Source organism: Pseudomonas sp. St290, assembly GCF_018325805.1.
Classification (GTDB): domain Bacteria; phylum Pseudomonadota; class Gammaproteobacteria; order Pseudomonadales; family Pseudomonadaceae; genus Aquipseudomonas; species Aquipseudomonas bijieensis.
This window is the reverse complement of the sequence record NZ_AP014703.1, coordinates 3,871,414-3,888,865: the sequence shown is the minus strand read 5'-3', so window position 1 is coordinate 3,888,865 and position 17,452 is coordinate 3,871,414. Positions and strand designations below refer to the sequence as shown.

The 17,452-nt window shown below is 61.5% G+C and carries 16 protein-coding genes; 2 read left to right on the top strand and 14 right to left on the bottom strand.

Annotated elements, in window-relative coordinates; genetic code table 11:
• Positions 1-81: 81 nt before the first annotated feature.
• The 9 genes from PBDP_RS16985 to PBDP_RS16945 all read right to left on the bottom strand — a co-directional run bounded on the left by PBDP_RS16985 (position 82) and on the right by PBDP_RS16945 (position 11,726).
• Positions 82-2,460: a hypothetical protein gene (locus tag PBDP_RS16985; RefSeq protein WP_109753116.1), complete on the bottom strand. Its 2,379-nt coding sequence runs from the start codon at positions 2,458-2,460 to the stop codon at positions 82-84.
• Positions 2,461-2,470: 10 nt separating this feature from the next.
• On the bottom strand, positions 2,471-3,610 hold the full coding sequence (locus tag PBDP_RS16980; protein WP_212800998.1) for a hypothetical protein: 1,140 nt from the start codon (positions 3,608-3,610) through the stop codon (positions 2,471-2,473).
• Positions 3,580-5,034, bottom strand: coding sequence for an alkaline phosphatase family protein (locus PBDP_RS16975; protein ID WP_116832628.1), 1,455 nt, complete (start codon positions 5,032-5,034; stop codon positions 3,580-3,582). The genes PBDP_RS16980 and PBDP_RS16975 overlap by 31 nt, the downstream gene beginning before the upstream one ends.
• Positions 5,024-6,253 carry a metabolite traffic protein EboE gene (eboE, locus tag PBDP_RS16970; protein WP_212800997.1) on the bottom strand — a complete coding sequence of 410 codons (1,230 nt, stop codon included), beginning with the start codon at positions 6,251-6,253 and terminating at the stop codon, positions 5,024-5,026. Before eboE ends, PBDP_RS16975 begins: the two co-directional genes overlap by 11 nt.
• Positions 6,250-7,134: a TatD family hydrolase gene (locus tag PBDP_RS16965; RefSeq protein WP_109753112.1), complete on the bottom strand. Its 885-nt coding sequence runs from the start codon at positions 7,132-7,134 to the stop codon at positions 6,250-6,252. Before PBDP_RS16965 ends, eboE begins: the two co-directional genes overlap by 4 nt.
• Positions 7,135-7,173: 39 nt before the next feature.
• Complete coding sequence (locus tag PBDP_RS16960) at positions 7,174-7,947, bottom strand: EboA domain-containing protein (protein ID WP_116832626.1); 774 nt, start codon at positions 7,945-7,947, stop codon at positions 7,174-7,176.
• Complete coding sequence (locus PBDP_RS16955) at positions 7,944-8,834, bottom strand: UbiA family prenyltransferase (protein ID WP_116832625.1); 891 nt, start codon at positions 8,832-8,834, stop codon at positions 7,944-7,946. Before PBDP_RS16955 ends, PBDP_RS16960 begins: the two co-directional genes overlap by 4 nt.
• Positions 8,831-10,705 (bottom strand): 3-dehydroquinate synthase, encoded by a 1,875-nt coding sequence (locus PBDP_RS16950; RefSeq protein ID WP_212800996.1) that lies wholly within the window; start codon positions 10,703-10,705, stop codon positions 8,831-8,833. Before PBDP_RS16950 ends, PBDP_RS16955 begins: the two co-directional genes overlap by 4 nt.
• A 205-nt stretch (positions 10,706-10,910) precedes the next feature.
• Complete coding sequence (locus PBDP_RS16945) at positions 10,911-11,726, bottom strand: helix-turn-helix transcriptional regulator (protein WP_212800995.1); 816 nt, start codon at positions 11,724-11,726, stop codon at positions 10,911-10,913.
• 93 nt (positions 11,727-11,819) lie between these two features.
• Here PBDP_RS16945 and PBDP_RS16940 point away from each other — a divergent pair, with 93 nt between their 5' ends.
• Positions 11,820-12,776: a threonine dehydratase gene (locus PBDP_RS16940; protein WP_212800994.1), complete on the top strand. Its 957-nt coding sequence runs from the start codon at positions 11,820-11,822 to the stop codon at positions 12,774-12,776.
• Between the two features lie 302 nt (positions 12,777-13,078).
• On the top strand, positions 13,079-13,588 hold the full coding sequence (locus tag PBDP_RS29945; protein WP_162893839.1) for a hypothetical protein: 510 nt from the start codon (positions 13,079-13,081) through the stop codon (positions 13,586-13,588).
• A gap of 63 nt (positions 13,589-13,651) precedes the next feature.
• Here the strand turns inward: PBDP_RS29945 and PBDP_RS16930 are convergent, their stop codons facing one another.
• The 5 genes from PBDP_RS16930 to PBDP_RS16910 all read right to left on the bottom strand — a co-directional run bounded on the left by PBDP_RS16930 (position 13,652) and on the right by PBDP_RS16910 (position 17,197).
• Entirely contained in the window at positions 13,652-14,242 is a 591-nt protein-coding gene (locus tag PBDP_RS16930; protein ID WP_162893907.1) for a helix-turn-helix domain-containing protein, read from the bottom strand.
• 53 nt (positions 14,243-14,295) lie between these two features.
• Positions 14,296-14,457, bottom strand: a complete 162-nt coding sequence (locus tag PBDP_RS16925) for a hypothetical protein (protein ID WP_162893838.1) — start codon at positions 14,455-14,457, stop codon at positions 14,296-14,298.
• A gap of 121 nt (positions 14,458-14,578) precedes the next feature.
• Complete coding sequence (locus tag PBDP_RS16920) at positions 14,579-15,292, bottom strand: ABC transporter ATP-binding protein (protein ID WP_109753105.1); 714 nt, start codon at positions 15,290-15,292, stop codon at positions 14,579-14,581.
• Between the two features lie 3 nt (positions 15,293-15,295).
• Positions 15,296-16,141, bottom strand: coding sequence for an ABC transporter permease (locus tag PBDP_RS16915; RefSeq protein ID WP_109753104.1), 846 nt, complete (start codon positions 16,139-16,141; stop codon positions 15,296-15,298).
• Positions 16,142-16,204: 63 nt separating this feature from the next.
• On the bottom strand, positions 16,205-17,197 hold the full coding sequence (locus PBDP_RS16910) for an aliphatic sulfonate ABC transporter substrate-binding protein (protein WP_109753103.1): 993 nt from the start codon (positions 17,195-17,197) through the stop codon (positions 16,205-16,207).
• Between the last annotated feature and the right edge of the window lie 255 nt (positions 17,198-17,452).

Here is a 17,452-nt window from a genome sequence, read left to right as displayed (position 1 = left end):
AAGCTTGCTCGCGATGAACGGTCACGCGGTCATTCGCAGGACCGAGGTGCCTTATCGCGAGCAGGCCTTGCTCCTACACGGTCAGAGGTTGTCGTAATCGCTCATCTTCAGTGGCATGGGCGGATAGCCGCGCTTGACCAGCTTCTTGGCCCACAGCTCCAGCACCGCGCGTCGGCTTTGCGACATGTCGCGGGTGATGGGCATCGAGAGCGTGCTTTCTTCCTGGTACTCCTTGCTGATCAGCACAATCAACTGGTCGATGGCGCCTTCGACGCGTGCCTGGGAGTTGAGCGGCATGAACTTGTTCATGATGGGGTACAGGTAATAGAAGGTCTGCAGGATGCGGGGGTAGAGGAACTGGTTCCATAGCTGCGTTGCGGCGTCCTGGTCCTTGTAGATGGCGTTCCAGGTGTTGATGAAATCCTGTTGCAACTGCATGTCCACGGGCAGGACGCGTATCGGCGCGAGGAAGTCGATGTAGGCCTGGGGTAGCGGAAAGCTGAACGGGATGAGCGGATCGCTGTCACCTTCCTTGACGAAAAAACGCAAGGTCGGGAAGCCCGGGGCCACGGCCCTGAAGCTCACCTGGGCGATGCCGTTGTCGTCGGTGGTGGTCGTTACATAGGAGTAATCCACCTGGGTGGCCTGGTAGTCGTTCAGTGTCCCGGTGACGTAGATGCCGGCGTCGAATGCCAGGCAAGGGCGCAAGTTGACCGCAATCGGTTTGCCTTCGCCGTTCAGGAAATCCTGATACCCCACCGGTGTGCTAGCCGGCCGATGCACATTCTGCAGGGCGGTAAGCCGACGGCCGCTGCCAGTGGCCAGGTAGTTCGATACGGGGGGCGCATGATTGAACTGCGGCAGATTGGCATGGTTCAAGTTGAGGTCTGTCGGATCGTTGTAGAACAGCGTGAAGTTGGCCGCATTACTGAACGCCAGGTAGTAGTCGCTGGTGGTCACCATGTAGGGGTTGCCATATTCCGCTACCCACAGCGTGGTGTTGCGGGCCGGCACACCATTGTTCTGTACCATGATGTTCAGTGTCTTGTGGTCGCCCACGTCGATGAAACTGCCGCTTTCTATGACCTCGGCGGTCCAGGTCTGCTGGGTGGCGGCGATTTTCGGTGCATCCTGGGCCGGGGGCTGCACTTGCAGCGCCAGGGGGCCGGACTGCAAGGCTGCCTTGTCGGCGTCGGTCAGGGCGAAGTCCAGCAGGCCGGAGCGTTTGTCGAAGGCGGCCTGGTTGTATTGGTCGAAACCGAAGCTGACCACCGGGTTGAACTGTTGATTCTGCAGAACCCCCAGTTTGTAGTCGCCGGCCTGGAATTTTTCAGCGGTCAGGATATCGGCCTTGGGGGCCACCGGATAGAACGGGAAAGTGTTAGCCAGATCCAGTGACAGGGTGTTGTCGGTAATCTGTGCCGACACCACGCCCAGTGTGGTGCTTTGGGGATCCTTGCCTGGTTGAGAAACCGCTACAGGCTGCGCGGGCACCAGGCGCAGGCCGGCGGGGGCGGTGGGATATTCGTCAGTGAGCCACAGGCCCAGGGTCGCGGCGGTGCGGCTGTAGGCGGGGTTGAAGAAAATACTGGAAACGTTGTCCAGGCCCTTCTGATACATCGCTTGCACACGATCCGTATCCGTGGGGGCGTTGGAATGGGTGTTGACGTACGGGAAGTCGTTGAAAACACCGTTCCTGTCGTAGCAGGTCAGGTAGGTGGAGAACCGGAACATCAAGCCCTGTACACCTTGTTGCGTCATCTGCTGTTGAAGGTTACTCAACAGCGCCGAATCGCCGATGACCCATTCCAGGTTCTCCTTGGGAAAGCAGGTCTGCCAGGTGGTGGTGACATACACCAGGCCACCGAAGGCACCCCAGTTGAAATTCAGGAAGCGATCCATCATCCGATATTGGCGATTGAGGGTCAGGCCACATGTGGTATCCCCCAGTATCAGCTTGTCGAAATACAACGCGGTGAAGGTGTTCTGCCACGGGCTGACATCCACAAAGCGCGCGGCCGTCGGAGTGTTGCTGCCAAAGGGATTGCCTAGCAGTTGGTAGTCCCTGCCGACCAGCGCATCCTGGGTGATGTAGGTGTTGGCCTGCAGCTCGCCACCAATAATCGTTGAGCGAGTGCCTTTGTAGCTCACCGTGCCGCAGGCATTGTCGCCAAACAGATCCCATTCGGCGGGCATGTACGGGTAGGCTTTCGGGTTGGCATTGGTCGGCACCTGCAGCACATAGGTTGGCAGAGCGTCCATTGCCAAGGGGTTGATGACCCAGGGCATCAACTGGGTGGGGGCGTTGTTGGGCGTGATGTCGAAGTGGCTCATGAACGGCCAGTTGATGTCCATGTTGACTGCGTCATACAGCGGGAACACATCATTGTTGTTGGCCGTGGGTGGATTCCAGAACATATGGCCATTGAGGTAGATGCGGGGGAAATTCAATACGCTCATGTCATGCTCCTTAGCGTTGCCACTGGGCGCGTTTCAGCGACCAGACAAAGTCCAGTTTTTTGTAGCCGTCGAAATCTGAGGCTGGCAGCGGGGCTGTCGGATAGACAATGCCGCCCCCATGATTCAGGGCGAAATTGAAGTATCCGTCGTCGTTCGAGTAGGCAGCGGTGCTGTGGCAGGCCAGGCAGGACGAGGTGTTCTGAAACGCCGATTCCAGCTGCGAATTGGCCAGTACCTGGGTGATGGGCTGGAACTCGACCCCGATCAGTTCGTACTTCGACAGGGTCGGGATATTGGCCTGGAAGCTGGCGTTGACCGGCTTGGCGGCCGCTGTCGGCCCGGTGGTGTTGGTCATCGGCGCAGGCGTTGGCCCATTGGTCACGGTGTACTTGCTGTTGTTGATATTCTCGAAGGTGGTCCAGACCCAACTGCTGTTCAGCTTGTTGACGACATGCAGGCCACTGAGTGCCGCATAGCCGACCTGGTATTTTCCGTCCTGCTGGTAATACGCCTGGGCGACGTAGTAGCCGTCGTTAACCAGGGTTTGCCGGTAGGTTGTGTCCGAGCCGATCCACAGCCACGCGGCTTTCAGCTCCCAGGCGGTGGGTGGAAAGCTCAGGTCGTTGGCCAGGGCGGCCTGGCCGTTCACGTTGTAGACCTGCTTCTGCACGATGTAGTCGAACGTGTCCTTGCCCATCAGCAACTGAAAACGCACCGGGTTGCCCTGCTGGGCGTCGGGCACGGCACCGCCCATTTGCAGGATCAAGCCATCGACCTGTTGGGTGGCGTTGAGGTTATGGAAGGCGCGGGACAGGTCTAGGCCCTGCGCCTTGGCTTGTGTCACCACCTCGGCCGGGAGCGGTGCGGATGTCTCATAGGGCCCCGGCGGGGCGCCATTGGGAAGGTAGACCTGGTCCGAGGGCTTCATCGTCTCCCACACGAGGTTGCCGCTCTGGGCGGTGCTGGGCTTGTTCAGACAGGCGAACCAGTTCCAGGCCATGGTCTCGGGACTCTGGGCAAACTCGGTCCGAGTCTTGTTGATGTCTGCTCCAAACTGCAGGAAGTTGCTGCAATCGAAGTTGTTGGGGTCCTGTGCCTGGGCCAATCCGGCCAGGGCACTTAGAACAGTGATGGAAATGGTTCGCCGCATGGAAGCTCCTTGGCATTCGCCGTATCGGCATGAGGGTGCCCCCGGAAGTGTTCCAGGAGCAGTTGCTTCACCGCCGTGGCCGCAAGGTGCTGCGGTAACGACAGATCACAATTGGTGATGAGTAGCGGACCGGTCTTCTCGCTCGTGGGCAGCCGTCCGTGGCTGCCGCGGACCAGGCGGGTGTCCAGCGGAATCAGGTCCATGTAGTAGCGAAAGCCGAGCTTTTTCTGAAGCAGGCGGCGCGCCACTTTCAGTTTCGGGAAGCGAATGGCCGGGTCGATGAACAGCTCGAGCGGGTCGTAGCCCGGCTTGCGATGGATGTCCACGGTGCGGGCAAAGTCGGGTGCCTTGCGATCGTCGAACCAGTAGTAGTAATCGAACCAGCAGCCGGCGGCGGCCACGGCCACCAGCTCGCCGCTGCGGGGGTGATCCAGTTGCCAGGCGCGTTGTTCGGTTTTATCGAGCACCTGCTCGATGCCGGCCTGGCGTTGCAACAGCGCCTTGACGCGCGGGATGTCGTGCGCATGCTTCACGTAGATGTGCGCGACCTGATGATCGGCCACGGCAAACGCTGCACTGGCGCCCGGATCGAGCAACTCCCAGGTCAGCGATTGGCGTACCTGCAACAAGCCTTCGGCACGTAACAAGCGGTTGATGGAAACGGATTGGGTGACGGCTTCGATCCCGTATTCGGACAGCAGCATCACCGCCGCGCCTTGCGCTTGGGCAAAGGCCAGCAGACGTCCCACTTCGCTGTCGATGGCCCGTACCTCATCGGCAATCGACGGGTGATCGGGCCCCAGGCGTTGCAGGCTGTAATCGAGATGGGGCAGGTAGATCAATTGCAGGTCGGGTCGGTCGAGCTGGAATTCGGCGATGGCACAATCGACGATCCAGCGGCTCGAGGCGATGCCGGCCGCCGGCCCCCAGAAGCCCGGAAAGGGAAATTCGCCGATCTGCTGCTCGATACGCTCATGCAACGAGGCGGGCGTCGAGTACAGGCCGAACACCTTGCGCCCATCGGCCGGGTAATGCGGCCGTGGGGTAATGGCGGCGTCCACGTCCGCGTACATGTTGTACCACCAGAACAACTGGCTGCAGCGAAACCCGGGGTGCTGGCGCTTGAGTGCCTGCCAGACCTTTTCCCCCTGGATCAGTGCGTTGGGTTGCAGCCAGAAACGCACTTCGGCCTGGTCGCGAAAATACCAGCCGTTGCCGACGATGCCGTGGTCCGACGGTGCCAGCCCTGTGAGAATCGAGGCCTGCACGGTGGAGGTGACCGCCGGGAACACCGGTTGCAACGTGGCCATCTTGGCCGTTTTCAACAGGGCATTGATGCACGGCGTCGCGGCACCCAGCAGCGCGGGGGTCAGGCCGACCACGTTGATCAGCAGCAGCGGCTGACGCGCAGGATCAGAGGGCATCGGCGCAGGCCTCCAGTGCTTGGGGTTGCAGCAACTGGCGCTGCCGTAACTGCTCCTCGACCCAATGCAGCTCCGCCGCGATGCCCTGGAGCTGGGCGTGCTCGGTGGTGGGCCGCAACTGGCTGGGCAGGACGCCCCAGCTGTAGGTTTCCACTTCCAGTACGGGGCGAAAATCCCCATGGTCGGCCAGAAAGTCGAAGGTCTGCGCCAGGGCGACCTGGCTGCCGCTGAGTTCGGGCAACAGCAGGTGTTCGCTGAACAGCGGAATGTGGAAGTGAATCCTCAGTTCGGGATGGGAGGGGCCATTGCGCTCACAATAATCCAGGGCCGCGGGGAGGTCGGCCCAGGCTGATAATCGCTCCTGCCCATCGCGGGCTTTCACTTGATGCAGGTAGGTGGGTTCGGCAAATCCGCCCAAGGTCGTGAGCACCTGTTTGCGCCGATGCGCGTCCTCAGGTAGCCGGCAAATCAGCGCATTGGATAACTGGATCTTGCCGATGGGTACCTGGGCCTGACGCAATCGGTCCAGTGACTGATAGCAGTCTTCGAACATCACGGCCTGGTGGCAAACGTCAAAACACAGCGCCAGGTGTTCATGGTGCGGGTCGGTGGCTTGCCAGTGGCGGAAGAAGGCGATGGCCTGGTCGGTGTTTTCCAGCACGCAATCGGGCTCCATCTCCAGGCAGATGACGATCTTCTTGCCCGTCTCCCGCAGCAGTTGGGCCAGCGCGGCGGTGAGTTCGCGCAGTTGGTGCTCGGCACGTTGCTGTAGCGTCGGACTCCAGTGGGCGGCATAGCCCAGCGGCACGCTGGAGATCACCCCCTGGGAACAGTCGACTGGCAGGGCCTGGGCGAGAATCCGCGCCAGATCCAGGCTGTACGCCAGCCGCTGCGGGTCGGCCCAACTGGGCAGGTAGACCTCGGCTTTCACCGCGCCGTGGTGGAATTGGCCGTAGGGGAAGCCGTTGAGCGAAGTCAGGCGTAGACCACTGCGTTGCAGCAGGGCGAGGAAGTCCTTGCGGGCCGATGCCTGTTGGAGTTCGGCGGCGGCAACGGCGCTGATCCACAGGCCGCTGTCCTGGGTGTCCAGCCCGCGCAGTGTCCGTACGCTCTGGAAATGCCGCTCGATGGATGCGCGCAACCCGCCCAGGTCACGGGTCGGGTGCACGTTACTGCAATAGCCGATCTGCGTGGCTGTCCAACCCGTGCGGGCACTCATTTGACCACCGGCTCCTGGCCCCGCAAGGCCGAGTTGTCCTGCCACTGCCGCCGCTGATCGATGGGCAGGGGTGTGCCGACCAGGGCTTTGTCCAGCTGGCCGCTCTGGGCAAAGAAGTCCACCGGGTTGTGGAACAGCACCTGTTCGACCTGGGTTTCACTGAAGCCGGCGGCCAGCATCGCCTGGCCGGTCTTGGGCACCTTGAGCGGGTCGCTGATACCCCAGTCGGCGGCACTGTTGACGACCATTTTTTCCGTGCCGTACTGCTGCAGCAGGGCGACCATGCGCTGTTCCGACATCTTGGTGTTGGGGTAGATGGAATGGCCGCGCCAGCAGTCGCTGTCCAGCACCAGGGGCAGGGTCAGTTCGTTGAGGTGGTCAATGATCACCAAGTGTTCGGCGATGCCGACCTCGCGAATGACGGCGAGTGTGCGTTTGGTGCCACCGATCTTGTCGCGGTGCGGGGTATGCACCAGCACCGGCAGATTGAATTGCTTGGCCAGCTCCAATTGGGCGGCGAGAAAGCGATCTTCTTCCGGGGTGATGTCGTCGTAGCCGATTTCACCCACCGCCACCACCCCGTCTTTCACCAGGTAGCGCGGCAGAATCTCCAGCACCTCGTTGGCCACCGACAGGTCATTGGCTTCCTTGGGGTTCAGGCCGATGGTGCAGAAGTGATGAATGCCAAACATACTGGCGCGAAAACGCTCCCAGCCCAGCAACGTGTCAAAGTAGTCGATGAAGCTGCCGACGCTGGTCCTGGCCTGGCCCTGCCAGAAGGCCGGCTCGATCACCCCGGTGATGCCGGCGGCTGCCATGTTCTGGTAGTCGTCAGTGGTGCGGCTGACCATGTGAATATGCGGGTCGAAGTACTTGAGCATGGTGAATCCTCGTCAAAAAAACAGGGGGACGGTTGGGCATCAGTTCGGCGAAGCGCCGCCCATGTGCTCGAGCCATGGCGACGGCAAGCGTTGTTGCTGGCCCAGGCCGGCCAGGCGCTGACGTTGCGCCGGGCTCAGCAGGTCGAAGGCAATCACTTGGGGCAGGCCGGCGGACACCGTTCGTTCGGCGGCGAGTTGTTCGTCCAACAGGTCGAGGGCCAATTGATTGAGGGTGACGCTCTGGCGTTTCGCCAAGCCGATCAGGCGTCGTACATCGAGGCCCATGCCCAGTGCTTTCAGCACCAGTTGGTTGAAGGCTCGTTCGTCGTAGTGGCGGGACGGGTAGGCGGTGTCCAGGGCGAGGGCGGCGAACACCTGGCTGTTGCTTGTGCGTCCGGCCTGGCGTGCAAGCTCCACGCACTGCCCGCGGCTATCGAGCCAGTCGAGGGCCTTCAGGATGGCGATCTTTTCCTGATCGTCGCCCCACAGGAACAACTGGTGTAGCAGGGGGACTTGCCCGGCGAGGGACTGCAGTTCCAGTACCTGGGCCAGCAGCAGCGCCCGCGCCAATTGGACGTTGCTCCAGCCGTCAGTGCCAGGCTGGGCACGTTCCTTGAAATGGCGCTTGCATTGGCTGCCCAGCAGCGCTGCCGTGTTGGCGTCCGGGCGTTGGGCAAGCTGCGTCTGTGCCTGCTGCCACCATTGTCGTTCGGTTTCATCGAGAGACTGGACGAAATTCCGGCGTTGTTCGTTCAGGCAGTCGTGGCGCATGTCGAGGGGCGCCGAGGTCGGTGCAGTAACGTCCGTGTTCATGTTGGTTTGATCCAGCGCTGGAAATGAGGAAGCAGGAAAAACACCAGGACACACAGCAGGCTGCCCAATGGCTGGTCAGCCACGGCCAGCACCAGGGCATCGAACAATGGCAGGGCTGCCAGGCCGGCGCCGATAAAGGCCCGGACCTGCCGTTGCCGGGGGTTGGCCAGGTTGCGCCAGTAATGCCAGCCCAACCAGCCAAGCCATAACAGCAACACCGGCCAAAACCAGGCGTTGCCTGCGTAAATCGCCAAGGCCAGCGGGCTCAGCATCAGCAGCAGGGGGAGGCGGCTGATCAGTTGGTTACGGTGTTCCTGGCGAGCCAGGTAGGTCAGGCCGCTGATGTAGACACCGAGCAAAATCGCGCAGAGCCAGATCGGCTCTGGTGGCATCGCCAGACTGGCCGCCGCGGTGAGGTAGAGCGCCGAGCGGCACGCTCCCATCAGCCAGACGCTGTTGGCGTACTTCTTGTGCAGCAGGTTGTAACCGAGAATGCAGCCTACCAATAGGGTGGCGCTGCCCAACAGCCAGTGCGGTTGCTCGATCAGCCGACTCAGGCCCAGCAGCGAGGCCGCCGCCAGCACCAGCAACAACGCAGTGGCCAGTCGCACTTGCTGGCGGCTGACCAGGCCCAGGGTAATAGGGCGGGGATTATCGTGTTGTTGGTCCCAGTCGGCGTCCAACAGGTCGTTCAGCAGCATGCCGGCCAGGTACAGCAGTGACAGTGCCGCCAGCAGCAGGATCCACACCAGGGACGACGGCGGCGCCAGGGCTCCGGCGCTGCTGGCCAGCAGGGCGGCGGCGAGCGTGTTGGTCCACACCGTGGGCAGGTTGGACACCCGGCCGAGGGTCATCCAGGTCTTGAGGTTCAACGATGCCTGGCTCATTGCGCACAGCTCTCGTTCAGGGTGAGCATGAGATCGACCTGGGTGGACAGCCGCTGCAATGCCTGCTCCATTCGCGCGGTATCGATTTCATGCAAATCCACCGACTCGCCGATCCTGCTGAGCATGGGGATGGAGAGTTGCCCGCCCAAATGCTGGCGGAACTCCTCCAGGCCCAGCAAAACCTGGGAGCGCCCCAGTGCATCTTTCAAGGCCAGCTCCGGCGGATTCAGGCAGAAGCCGAGTTTGAGCAGCAGGTGCAGCACCCGTTCGGTGTCGACATCGCTCAACAACCCCAGGGCATTGGCATAGAGTCCATCCAGGGCCATGCCCACCGCGACGGCTTCACCGTGGCGCAGTCGGTGGTGACTGAGATTTTCCAATTTGTGGGCGGCCCAGTGCCCGTAGTCCAACGGCCGTCCGTTACCGCGTTCGAAGGGGTCTCCGGCACCGGTGATGTGCGCCAGGTGTAATTCGGCGCAGCGGCGGATCGCATAGCGGCTGGCCGCGTGGTCGAAGTGGGCGAGGGCGTCGGCCTGTTGCTCCATCCACTGGAAAAACGCCTGGTCCTTGATCAGCGCCACCTTGACCGCCTCGGCCAGTCCGGCGATCTGGTCGCGCCGGGTCAGGCTGGTCAGCAATTGAAAGTCGTTGATGACCGCGGTGGCGGGGTAGAAAGCCCCCAGCAGGTTCTTCTGGCCAAAGGCGTTGATGCCGTTTTTCACGCCGATACCGGCGTCGTTCTGGGCGAGTACGGTGCTTGGGATGCGAATCAGGCGGATGCCGCGGTGGAAGGTGGCGCAGGCATAGCCCACCGCATCGAGCACCGCGCCGCCGCCGAGGGCCAACACGTAGCAATGCCGGTCCAGCCCATGTTGCAGCATGTCGCTGTACAACTGTTGCAACACCTGTGAATCCTTGCTCGCTTCGCCAGCCGGGACCGCGATGGGTGGCGCCTGCAAATGCAAGTCGGGAAAATGGTTGGCGAAGTAGGCATTGATCTGTTCCAGCAGTTGCGGGGCGCTTTGCAGCAACTGCTCATCGGCGAAGATCAACACCGTTACCGGCCCCCTGTGCCCGGCCATGAGCTGGCGGTGCAGGCAGGGATTGAGCGGATCGAACAAATGGTCGGTGAACACCACCGGGTAGTCGTAGCTGACCTTGAAGCGCCCGTGCAAAGGTTGCCCGGCGTCGTGCCGGCGAATGCTTTTGAACAGGCTGTATCCAGCGATGAAGACTCCGGGTAATACCATGCTGGCGAGCAGGGTCACCAACAGCGCGTTCTGTTCGACGAGAAAGCTGCCAATGGCGCTGTAGGCCAATGCGAGGCCGGCATTGGCCAGGGTGGTGACCAGGATGAACGCACGCAGCGGATAGCGTTGCATGCCGGCGGCGACGACCGAGGTTTCCGCCAGTACCGGGACGCCGCGCAGGCAGATCAGCGACAGCGTGCCCAGCCGGTAGGCCAATTGCCCCGGCTGGCGCTGACGCAGGCCCAGGCGACTGGACAACAGACGCAAATAGCCTGCTCCCAGTGCATAGCCCAGCCCGGCCCCCAGGCACAACCCGATGAAAATCGCCAGGTAACCCCCCAGGCTGCCGAGCATGGCCACGGCCAGCAGCGCGACCATGCTCGATGGCACCGGCAGCACCACGTCCAGTGCCAGCAGGGCGATCAGCAGCAACGCCAGGTAGAGCTTCTGCGAAGGCGTGGAGGGCAAGTACAGGTTGAGATGGGTCAGGAAGTCCTGGATCTGTTGCTCGAACAACAAGAAGCTGGCGATCACCAGGCCAGAAAAGCACACCAATGACAGCCAGAAATATCCGGCTGGTCCTTTTTGCGAGCGCAAACGATACCCACGGCTGTGCTTCATCAAGCATCCCTCTTGTTGTTATGACTGATTCCGTGTCAGTAATTGAAAGCAACGCCAACTATGTGTTTTAGGCCAATAGACGCTCTCGCCCGAGGGGCTGTCGTTGGTGGTTGATGATGTGGTTGGAGACAGATTTGAATCTAGACGGCCAGGGTGTTTTTGCAAGGCCATTTGATGGCAATCTGATTGGCCGCGATTTCCCGCTTCAGGGCTTTGAATACCCGCGCAACTGCGCCGGACTGACGCCAAGGCGTTGCTTGAACAGCGTGGTCATGTGGGCCTGGGAATTGAAGCCGCAGACGTGAGCGATCTCAGCCAGTCGGGCGCTTGAATCACGCATCAGCGCCCGGGCCTTGGCCAGGCGTCGGTCGATCAGATAACTGTGTGGGCTTTTGCCGGTCGCCTGTTTGAATGCCCGCATGAAATACCCCTCGGACAAGCCAAGCAGCGCCGCCATTTCCTTTATCCCCAGCGGACCGTCGAGGCCGGTGTCGATGAACTCGTCGAGCAAGCGCATCCGGCCCCCCGTGATGGAGCCGTTGGGGTGGGCCGAAAATGCCTTGTGGTCCTTCACTCGCTCAGCCAAACCGAGCGCCCAGGCCTCCCAGTCGTTTTCGGCGGTGGCGCGCAGTAACGCGCTGCGCATCTTCAGCGCGAGAGTGGTGGCCAATGGATCAATACGATTGTTGAACGCATGTTCCCCCGACAACGCAATGCCGTCGGTGCGCACCACCCGCAGGTATTCACCGCCCCTGGGGGATTCGGAGAACACGTCGCATTCGGCGGGGACGAATGCCAGGCCGTTGGGTATCGCCTCGAAGGGCTGCACTCGGTCGCTGCCGATGGCGTGCAGGCCGCGCTGGCTGTCGAAGGCAAAGCCGATCGCCGACTGAGTCGCGACATAGCGGGTGGCGTAGGCGCAGCCGGGCAGCAATTCGATCGCCCAGGGCCCAGCCTCGATACGACGGACCGGTTCGGGCGGGGGCGGTTGTTGGCGGTTTCGACGGTTCATGAGTCGCATAGTAGTGAAGAGCGGGCCTGAAAGTCAGGTCAGTTTTCTGAAAGCCCGCCGCAGTCGGGCCGATTAGGCTGAGTAAAAACCTGGAGGCCAATCATGCACACACTGACCCGCGACGCGATCGAACAAGCTGCCCGCCATCTCTACCAAGTCATGCCTGCCACTGCCCAGTATGCCTGGCCCTTGCTGGCTGAGCGGTTGGGTTGCACGGTGTGGGTCAAGCACGAGAATCACACGCCGATCGGGGCCTTCAAGGTGCGCGGCGGCGTGACCTTCGTGCATTGGCTCAAGCGCGAGCACCCCGAGGCGAAAGGCATCGTCACGGCAACCCGCGGCAACCATGGCCAGAGTCTGGCGTTGGCGGCCACTGCATTGGGTTTGAAAGCGTTGATCGTCGTGCCGCAAGGTAACTCGGTGGAAAAGAACAATGCCATGCGCGGTTTTGGCGGCGAGGTGGTCGAGTATGGCCGCGATTTCGACGAGGCCCGTGAAGAAGCTGTGCGCCTGGCCCAAACACATGGCCTCTACCTGGTGCCGCCGTTCCATCCCGAGTTGGTCAAGGGCGTGGCGACTTATGGGCTGGAGCTGTTCAATGCCGTGCCGGACCTGGACACCGTCTACGTGCCAATAGGCTGTGGCTCGGGGATTTGCGGGGTCATCGCCGCCCGCGATGCCTTGGGCTTGAAAACCCAGGTGGTGGGCGTGGTCTCCACCGAGGCCACGGCGGCGAAGTTATCGTTCGAGTCTGGAACGCTCTGTGAAACCGCTTCGGCGAATACCTTTGCCGACGGCCTGGCTGTGCGTAGGCCCATCCCCGAGGCCTTTGCCATCTACGGGGCCGCAGCGGCGCGAATCGTATCGGTCAGCGACGCTGAAATTGCCGAGGCCATGCGGGTGTATTACACCGACACCCACAACCTTGCTGAGGGTGCCGGCGCCGCAGCCTTGGCAGCGCTGATGCAGGAACGTGAAACGATGCGAGGGAAAAGGGTGGCGGTGATTCTGTCCGGTGGGAATATCGACCGCTCGGTGTATGCGAAGTTGATTGACTGAACCAGGGTTTGCCACCGTGGCGCTAGATACCAGGGGCGAGTTTAGATCGATTATTTCTTACGGTTATTTATATAGCTTTGGAAGGCATATCCATGACCGGAGAATCGAAGCTGTCGTGGGTGAAGCGTCTGCAATGAAAGCGAATGCAGTGCAGTAGCGGACAACTATGCGCGCGTCGCTCCGGTAAGCCTGCTTGAACGTTCATTCCTGCTGTTCGATCGCCATCTTGTCGGGACCGGACCAATCCTTAGAATCCGCCCCATCAGCTTCGTCCGACTCTCGAACCTACAGGGAACCACACCATGATGAACGCCATGCAGATGCAAATGCCGATGAACGCCAACATGCCGATGATGCCAATGATGGGCATGCCGATGATGATGGCGACCATGACCTGCGAAATGCTGGATGACGGCATGCTGTGCAAAATGATGCCCGCTGCCGGCATGGACATGGCCATGTTCAAGAACAGCGCCGACATGATGCAGATGATGATGAACTGCGGCATGCCGATGATGATGCACTGCGGCAACATGAGCATGATGTGCATGTCCCAGGCGAGCATGGCCATGCCGATGGCGAGCATGATGATGCCAATGCCGATGATGGGCATGCCGATGCCGTCGATGAAGTGCGTGATGGAATGCACGGTGATGGCTGACTGCATGATGTGCAAAGTCATGCCGATGGCCGGCATGAACATGGACATGATGAAGAACTGCTGCGCCTTGATGATGAAGATGATGAACGACTGCAGCATGCCAATGATGATGAGCTGCAATGGCATGCCGATGATGTGCTGCACCTGCTGATTCGTCGCGACTGGCACTATCCATTGTGGCGAAGGCAAATCCCCTCGCCATAATGCGGTGTATTCAGTCCAGGCGTTCCGGGTAGGTCACCACTAGATACGCCACCGCCTCACTGTCCGCCGGGTTGCGATAGCGGTGAGGCTGGTCAGCGTAGAACAGAATCGAATCACCCGTGGAGAGCAGGTAGCGCTCGTCGTTGACGCTGATCTCCAGCACACCTTGGGACACCACCAGGTTTTCCTGGACGCCAGGCCCGTGCCCTTCGGACTGGTCTTCGCCCAAGGGGCTCAAGCGCAACTCGTAGAATTCCGACTGGCGTGCCACATCGAACGGGAACAGGGCGCGGCTGACGAACGCGCCATTGGCGCTGACCAGGCGTTTGCTCTGGCTGGCCGACAACACCGCCACCCCTTCGAAAGCCCGGTGTTCCAGGAACGCGGCGACCGACACCTTCAGGCCCTTGGCGATTTTGCACAGCACCTTGATCGACGGGACGCTGCGTCCGGATTCGATCTGCGCCAGCATGGCCCGGCTTACCCCGCACTGGCGGGCGAGGGCGTCGAGGGACAGGTGGCGCTTGCCGCGCAGGCGTTGCAGATTCTGCGCGACCCGTTCGCAGATCGGATCTTCATCCAGGGCTTCGAGGTTGTTCAGGTCCACTTCGGGCTCGTCGGTACTCGCCAGAAAGCGCGAGGGCTCCTGGGCGCTCACGCGTGGTACGTCCTGGTCGATTGGGACGCCTGGACCCAATGGAACGCCTGGTAACCGGCATTACGCGCGTACATTTCCCACATGGTCCGGGCCAGTTGCTGGGCCTGCTTGCGTTTGCGCATTTGGACGAAGTCGATAACGTTGTCAGTCGGTTTCATAAGGCACTTCACTGTCGTGACCAATGGGACGGGATGAGCTGAGAGTACGTGGTTCTGTTTATAACCATAAATACTGATTGTTTATTTATTAATGCCTTTGTGTTCTTAGTGCCGCGTCTGATCAAATCACATGGGCGCGATGCAGTTCCGTCAGGGCCAGCGCCTTGAGTCGGGCCAGCAACGGGTCGCGCCGGTCGCGTGGGTGGTCCAGTTGCACCGCCAGCTCTTGGCGAATGCTGCTGGGGCGGTTATCCATCACCAATACCCGGTCGCTCAGATACAGCGCCTCATCGACATCGTGCGTCACCAGCAACAGGGCGATGGCGTACCGTTCGGCCAGTTGCAGCAACAGGTCCTGCAGTTTCATGCGGGTGAAGGCGTCCACCGCACTGAAGGGCTCGTCCAGCAACAGCACCCGCGGTCGCGAATACAAGCCGCGTGCAATCGCCACCCGTTGCGCCATGCCGCCGGACAACGCCTTGGGCAAGGCGTCGGCAAAACCGCTGAGGCCCACTTCCTCGATCAACTGCGCGACCCAGGCCTTGTCGTAATCGTCGTCATCACTGAAGCCGATGTTCTGTTGCACCGTCAGCCAGGGCATCAGCCGCGGTTCCTGGAACACGAAGGCCAGTTGTTCGGTGTGGCTGAGCAGTTGCCCTTCAAAGTCCTTCTCCAGGCCGGCGACGATGCGCAGCAAAGTGCTTTTGCCGCAGCCACTGGGGCCCAGCAGGCTCACGGTTTCGCGGGGTTGCAGTTGCAGGTGGATGTGATTGAGCACAGTGGTGGTGGCGAAGGTCTTGCGCTCGACGTGGATCTCCAGCAGGGCTTGGCTCATGGCTCACTCCTCGGTGCCGTTAAAGGTGTCGCGCCAGGCCAGGAAGCGTTTTTCCAGACCGGCCAGCATGCCGTCGCTGAGCTTGCCCAGCAGGGCGAGCACGATGATTGCCGCCAGCACGATGTCCGGGCGCGAGGTTTCGCGGCCATCGCTGAGCAGATAGCCCAGGCCTTTGGTCGCGGCGATCAGTTCGGCGGCCACCAGGAACATCCAGGCCAGGCTCATGCCGCTGCGCAACCCGGTGAACAGGCCCGGCAGGGCGGCCGGCAGGAGAATCCGGCGCACCAGACGGCGGCGGTTGAAACCATACATATGGCCGACCTCCACCAGCTTGCGGTCGATGTTGCGAATGGCTGCCACGCCATTGAGGTAAACGGGGAAGAACGCACCGATGGCGATCAGCACCACTTTCGAGGTTTCGTCGATGCCCAGCCACAGCAGGAGCAACGGCACCCAGGCCAGGCTGGGGATCGAGCGCAGGCCGGCGAAGGTCGGTTCCAGATAGGCTTCGGCTTCGCGGCTCAAGCCAACCCAGGCGGCGAAGACCAAGGCCAGGCCGGCGCCGATGGCAAAGCCCAGCAGCACTCGCAACAGGCTGGCGCTGATGTGTTTCCACAGCGCACCTTCGGCCAGGTCGCCGAGGGTCAGGGCGATCTCGCTGGGGGCCGGCATCTGGTAGGCGGGCAACCAACCGATGCGCACGATGATCTCCAGGAGCACGATGATCAGCACCGGCAGGGCCAATCCCTTGAGGCGCAGCCGCCAGCGGTCGGAGTTGAACAGGGGCGTTTTGCCCGCTGCGGGCAGGGCCAGGCGCGGGCTGGAGAGGTCTTTGCTGTTGCTGCTCATGGCGGTTCTCCGGCAACGCCGAATCCGCGCCAGGCGCGGATCGGTTGTCACTTGGGCAAGGGGTTATTGACGGGCCACGGCCTGCTGGCGGCCGGTGTCGAGCAGTTGATCGATCACCTGGTCCACATTCACCCCGCGACGGACCAACTCCTCGGAAACCAGGATCGGTGCGGCAGCCTTGGAGGCCAGCACATCCTTGGCACTCAATTGCGGGCTGCCCAGGTCGGTGCGTGACAGTTGCAGCCGGGCAACTTCCAATGGCAGTCCGGATGCGTCGGCCAACAATTTGGCCAACTCTTGCGGATGCTCCAGCGACCACGCCCGGGCCTGTTCGTAGGCGGCGAGCACGGTGTCGATGGTCTGCGGATGCTCCTGGGCATATTTCTCCGTGACGCTGACCACGCCGTAACTGTTGAAGGCGGGGTTGCGATACAGCAGGCGCGACCCGGCCTGTACTTCGCTGGCGGCCATGTGCGGGTCGAGACCGGCCCAGGCGTCGACGTCGCCTTTTTCCAGGGCGGCGCGACCGTCCGGGTGTTGCAGGTGCACCAACTCCACATCGTCTTTTTTCAGCCCTGCCTGTTGCAGGCTGCGCAGGGTGAACAGATAAGGGTCGGTGCCCTTGGTGGCGGCGATCTTCTTGCCCTTGAGGTCGGCGATGGTCTTGATCGGTGAATCCTTGCGCACTACCAGGGCCGTCCATTCGGCGCGGCTGTAGACATACACCGATTTGATCGGACTGCCGTTGGCCCGGCTCAGCACGGCGGCAAGGCTGGCGGACGAAGCGAAGTCGACGCCGCCGCTGTTGAGGTATTCCAGGGAGCGGTTACTGCCCTGGCTCAGCACCCAGCTGACCTTGGTCTGGGGCAGGGCCTTTTCCAGATAACCGAAGTGCTTGAGCACCAGGCTGACCGGCGAGTAATAGGCGTAATCCAGATGCACTTCGGCCGGCGGGCTTTCTGCGGCCAGGGTCATGGACGGCAGGCCCAGCGCCAGGACGCAGGCGCTGATCAGGTATCTGGCGCGGGCCAGGGAGAAGCGGACGTCGGGTTTCATGGAACAGCTCCAGACAAGGCGGCGAGAAGGCAATGTTCTTATTTCCGAAAGATCGGACCGCGAGAGGAAATCCCGCTTGAAAGGAATATTGCAGGCTCTGTGCCACAGCCCGGGAAAGGGCGGTTTACGGGCGTTGCCATGGAGTAACGGTTTCAGGGAAATGTTGCCCAGCCAACAGTCTGTTGCCGCGCTGTTGCGCCATCAACATCGGCTGCCTGTGATCATGAGCTTATGCAATAAAAGAATTTAGAATGT

Bases quoted from the DNA above. Each gene is read 5' to 3' on its own strand.
- PBDP_RS16940 (WP_212800994.1), top strand. From the start codon at position 11,820: ATGCACACACTGACCCGCGACGCGATCGAACAAGCTGCCCGCCATCTC.
- PBDP_RS29945 (WP_162893839.1), top strand. From the start codon at position 13,079: ATGATGAACGCCATGCAGATGCAAATGCCGATGAACGCCAACATGCCG.
- PBDP_RS16915 (WP_109753104.1), bottom strand. From the start codon at position 16,141: ATGAGCAGCAACAGCAAAGACCTCTCCAGCCCGCGCCTGGCCCTGCCC.
- PBDP_RS16910 (WP_109753103.1), bottom strand. From the start codon at position 17,197: ATGAAACCCGACGTCCGCTTCTCCCTGGCCCGCGCCAGATACCTGATC.
- PBDP_RS16950 (WP_212800996.1), bottom strand. From the start codon at position 10,705: ATGAAGCACAGCCGTGGGTATCGTTTGCGCTCGCAAAAAGGACCAGCC.
- PBDP_RS16980 (WP_212800998.1), bottom strand. From the start codon at position 3,610: ATGCGGCGAACCATTTCCATCACTGTTCTAAGTGCCCTGGCCGGATTG.
- PBDP_RS16955 (WP_116832625.1), bottom strand. From the start codon at position 8,834: ATGAGCCAGGCATCGTTGAACCTCAAGACCTGGATGACCCTCGGCCGG.
- PBDP_RS16920 (WP_109753105.1), bottom strand. From the start codon at position 15,292: ATGAGCCAAGCCCTGCTGGAGATCCACGTCGAGCGCAAGACCTTCGCC.
- PBDP_RS16985 (WP_109753116.1), bottom strand. From the start codon at position 2,460: ATGAGCGTATTGAATTTCCCCCGCATCTACCTCAATGGCCATATGTTC.
- PBDP_RS16945 (WP_212800995.1), bottom strand. From the start codon at position 11,726: ATGCGACTCATGAACCGTCGAAACCGCCAACAACCGCCCCCGCCCGAA.
- PBDP_RS16965 (WP_109753112.1), bottom strand. From the start codon at position 7,134: ATGCTCAAGTACTTCGACCCGCATATTCACATGGTCAGCCGCACCACT.
- PBDP_RS16960 (WP_116832626.1), bottom strand. From the start codon at position 7,947: ATGAACACGGACGTTACTGCACCGACCTCGGCGCCCCTCGACATGCGC.
- eboE (WP_212800997.1), bottom strand. From the start codon at position 6,253: ATGAGTGCCCGCACGGGTTGGACAGCCACGCAGATCGGCTATTGCAGT.
- PBDP_RS16975 (WP_116832628.1), bottom strand. From the start codon at position 5,034: ATGCCCTCTGATCCTGCGCGTCAGCCGCTGCTGCTGATCAACGTGGTC.
- PBDP_RS16925 (WP_162893838.1), bottom strand. From the start codon at position 14,457: ATGAAACCGACTGACAACGTTATCGACTTCGTCCAAATGCGCAAACGC.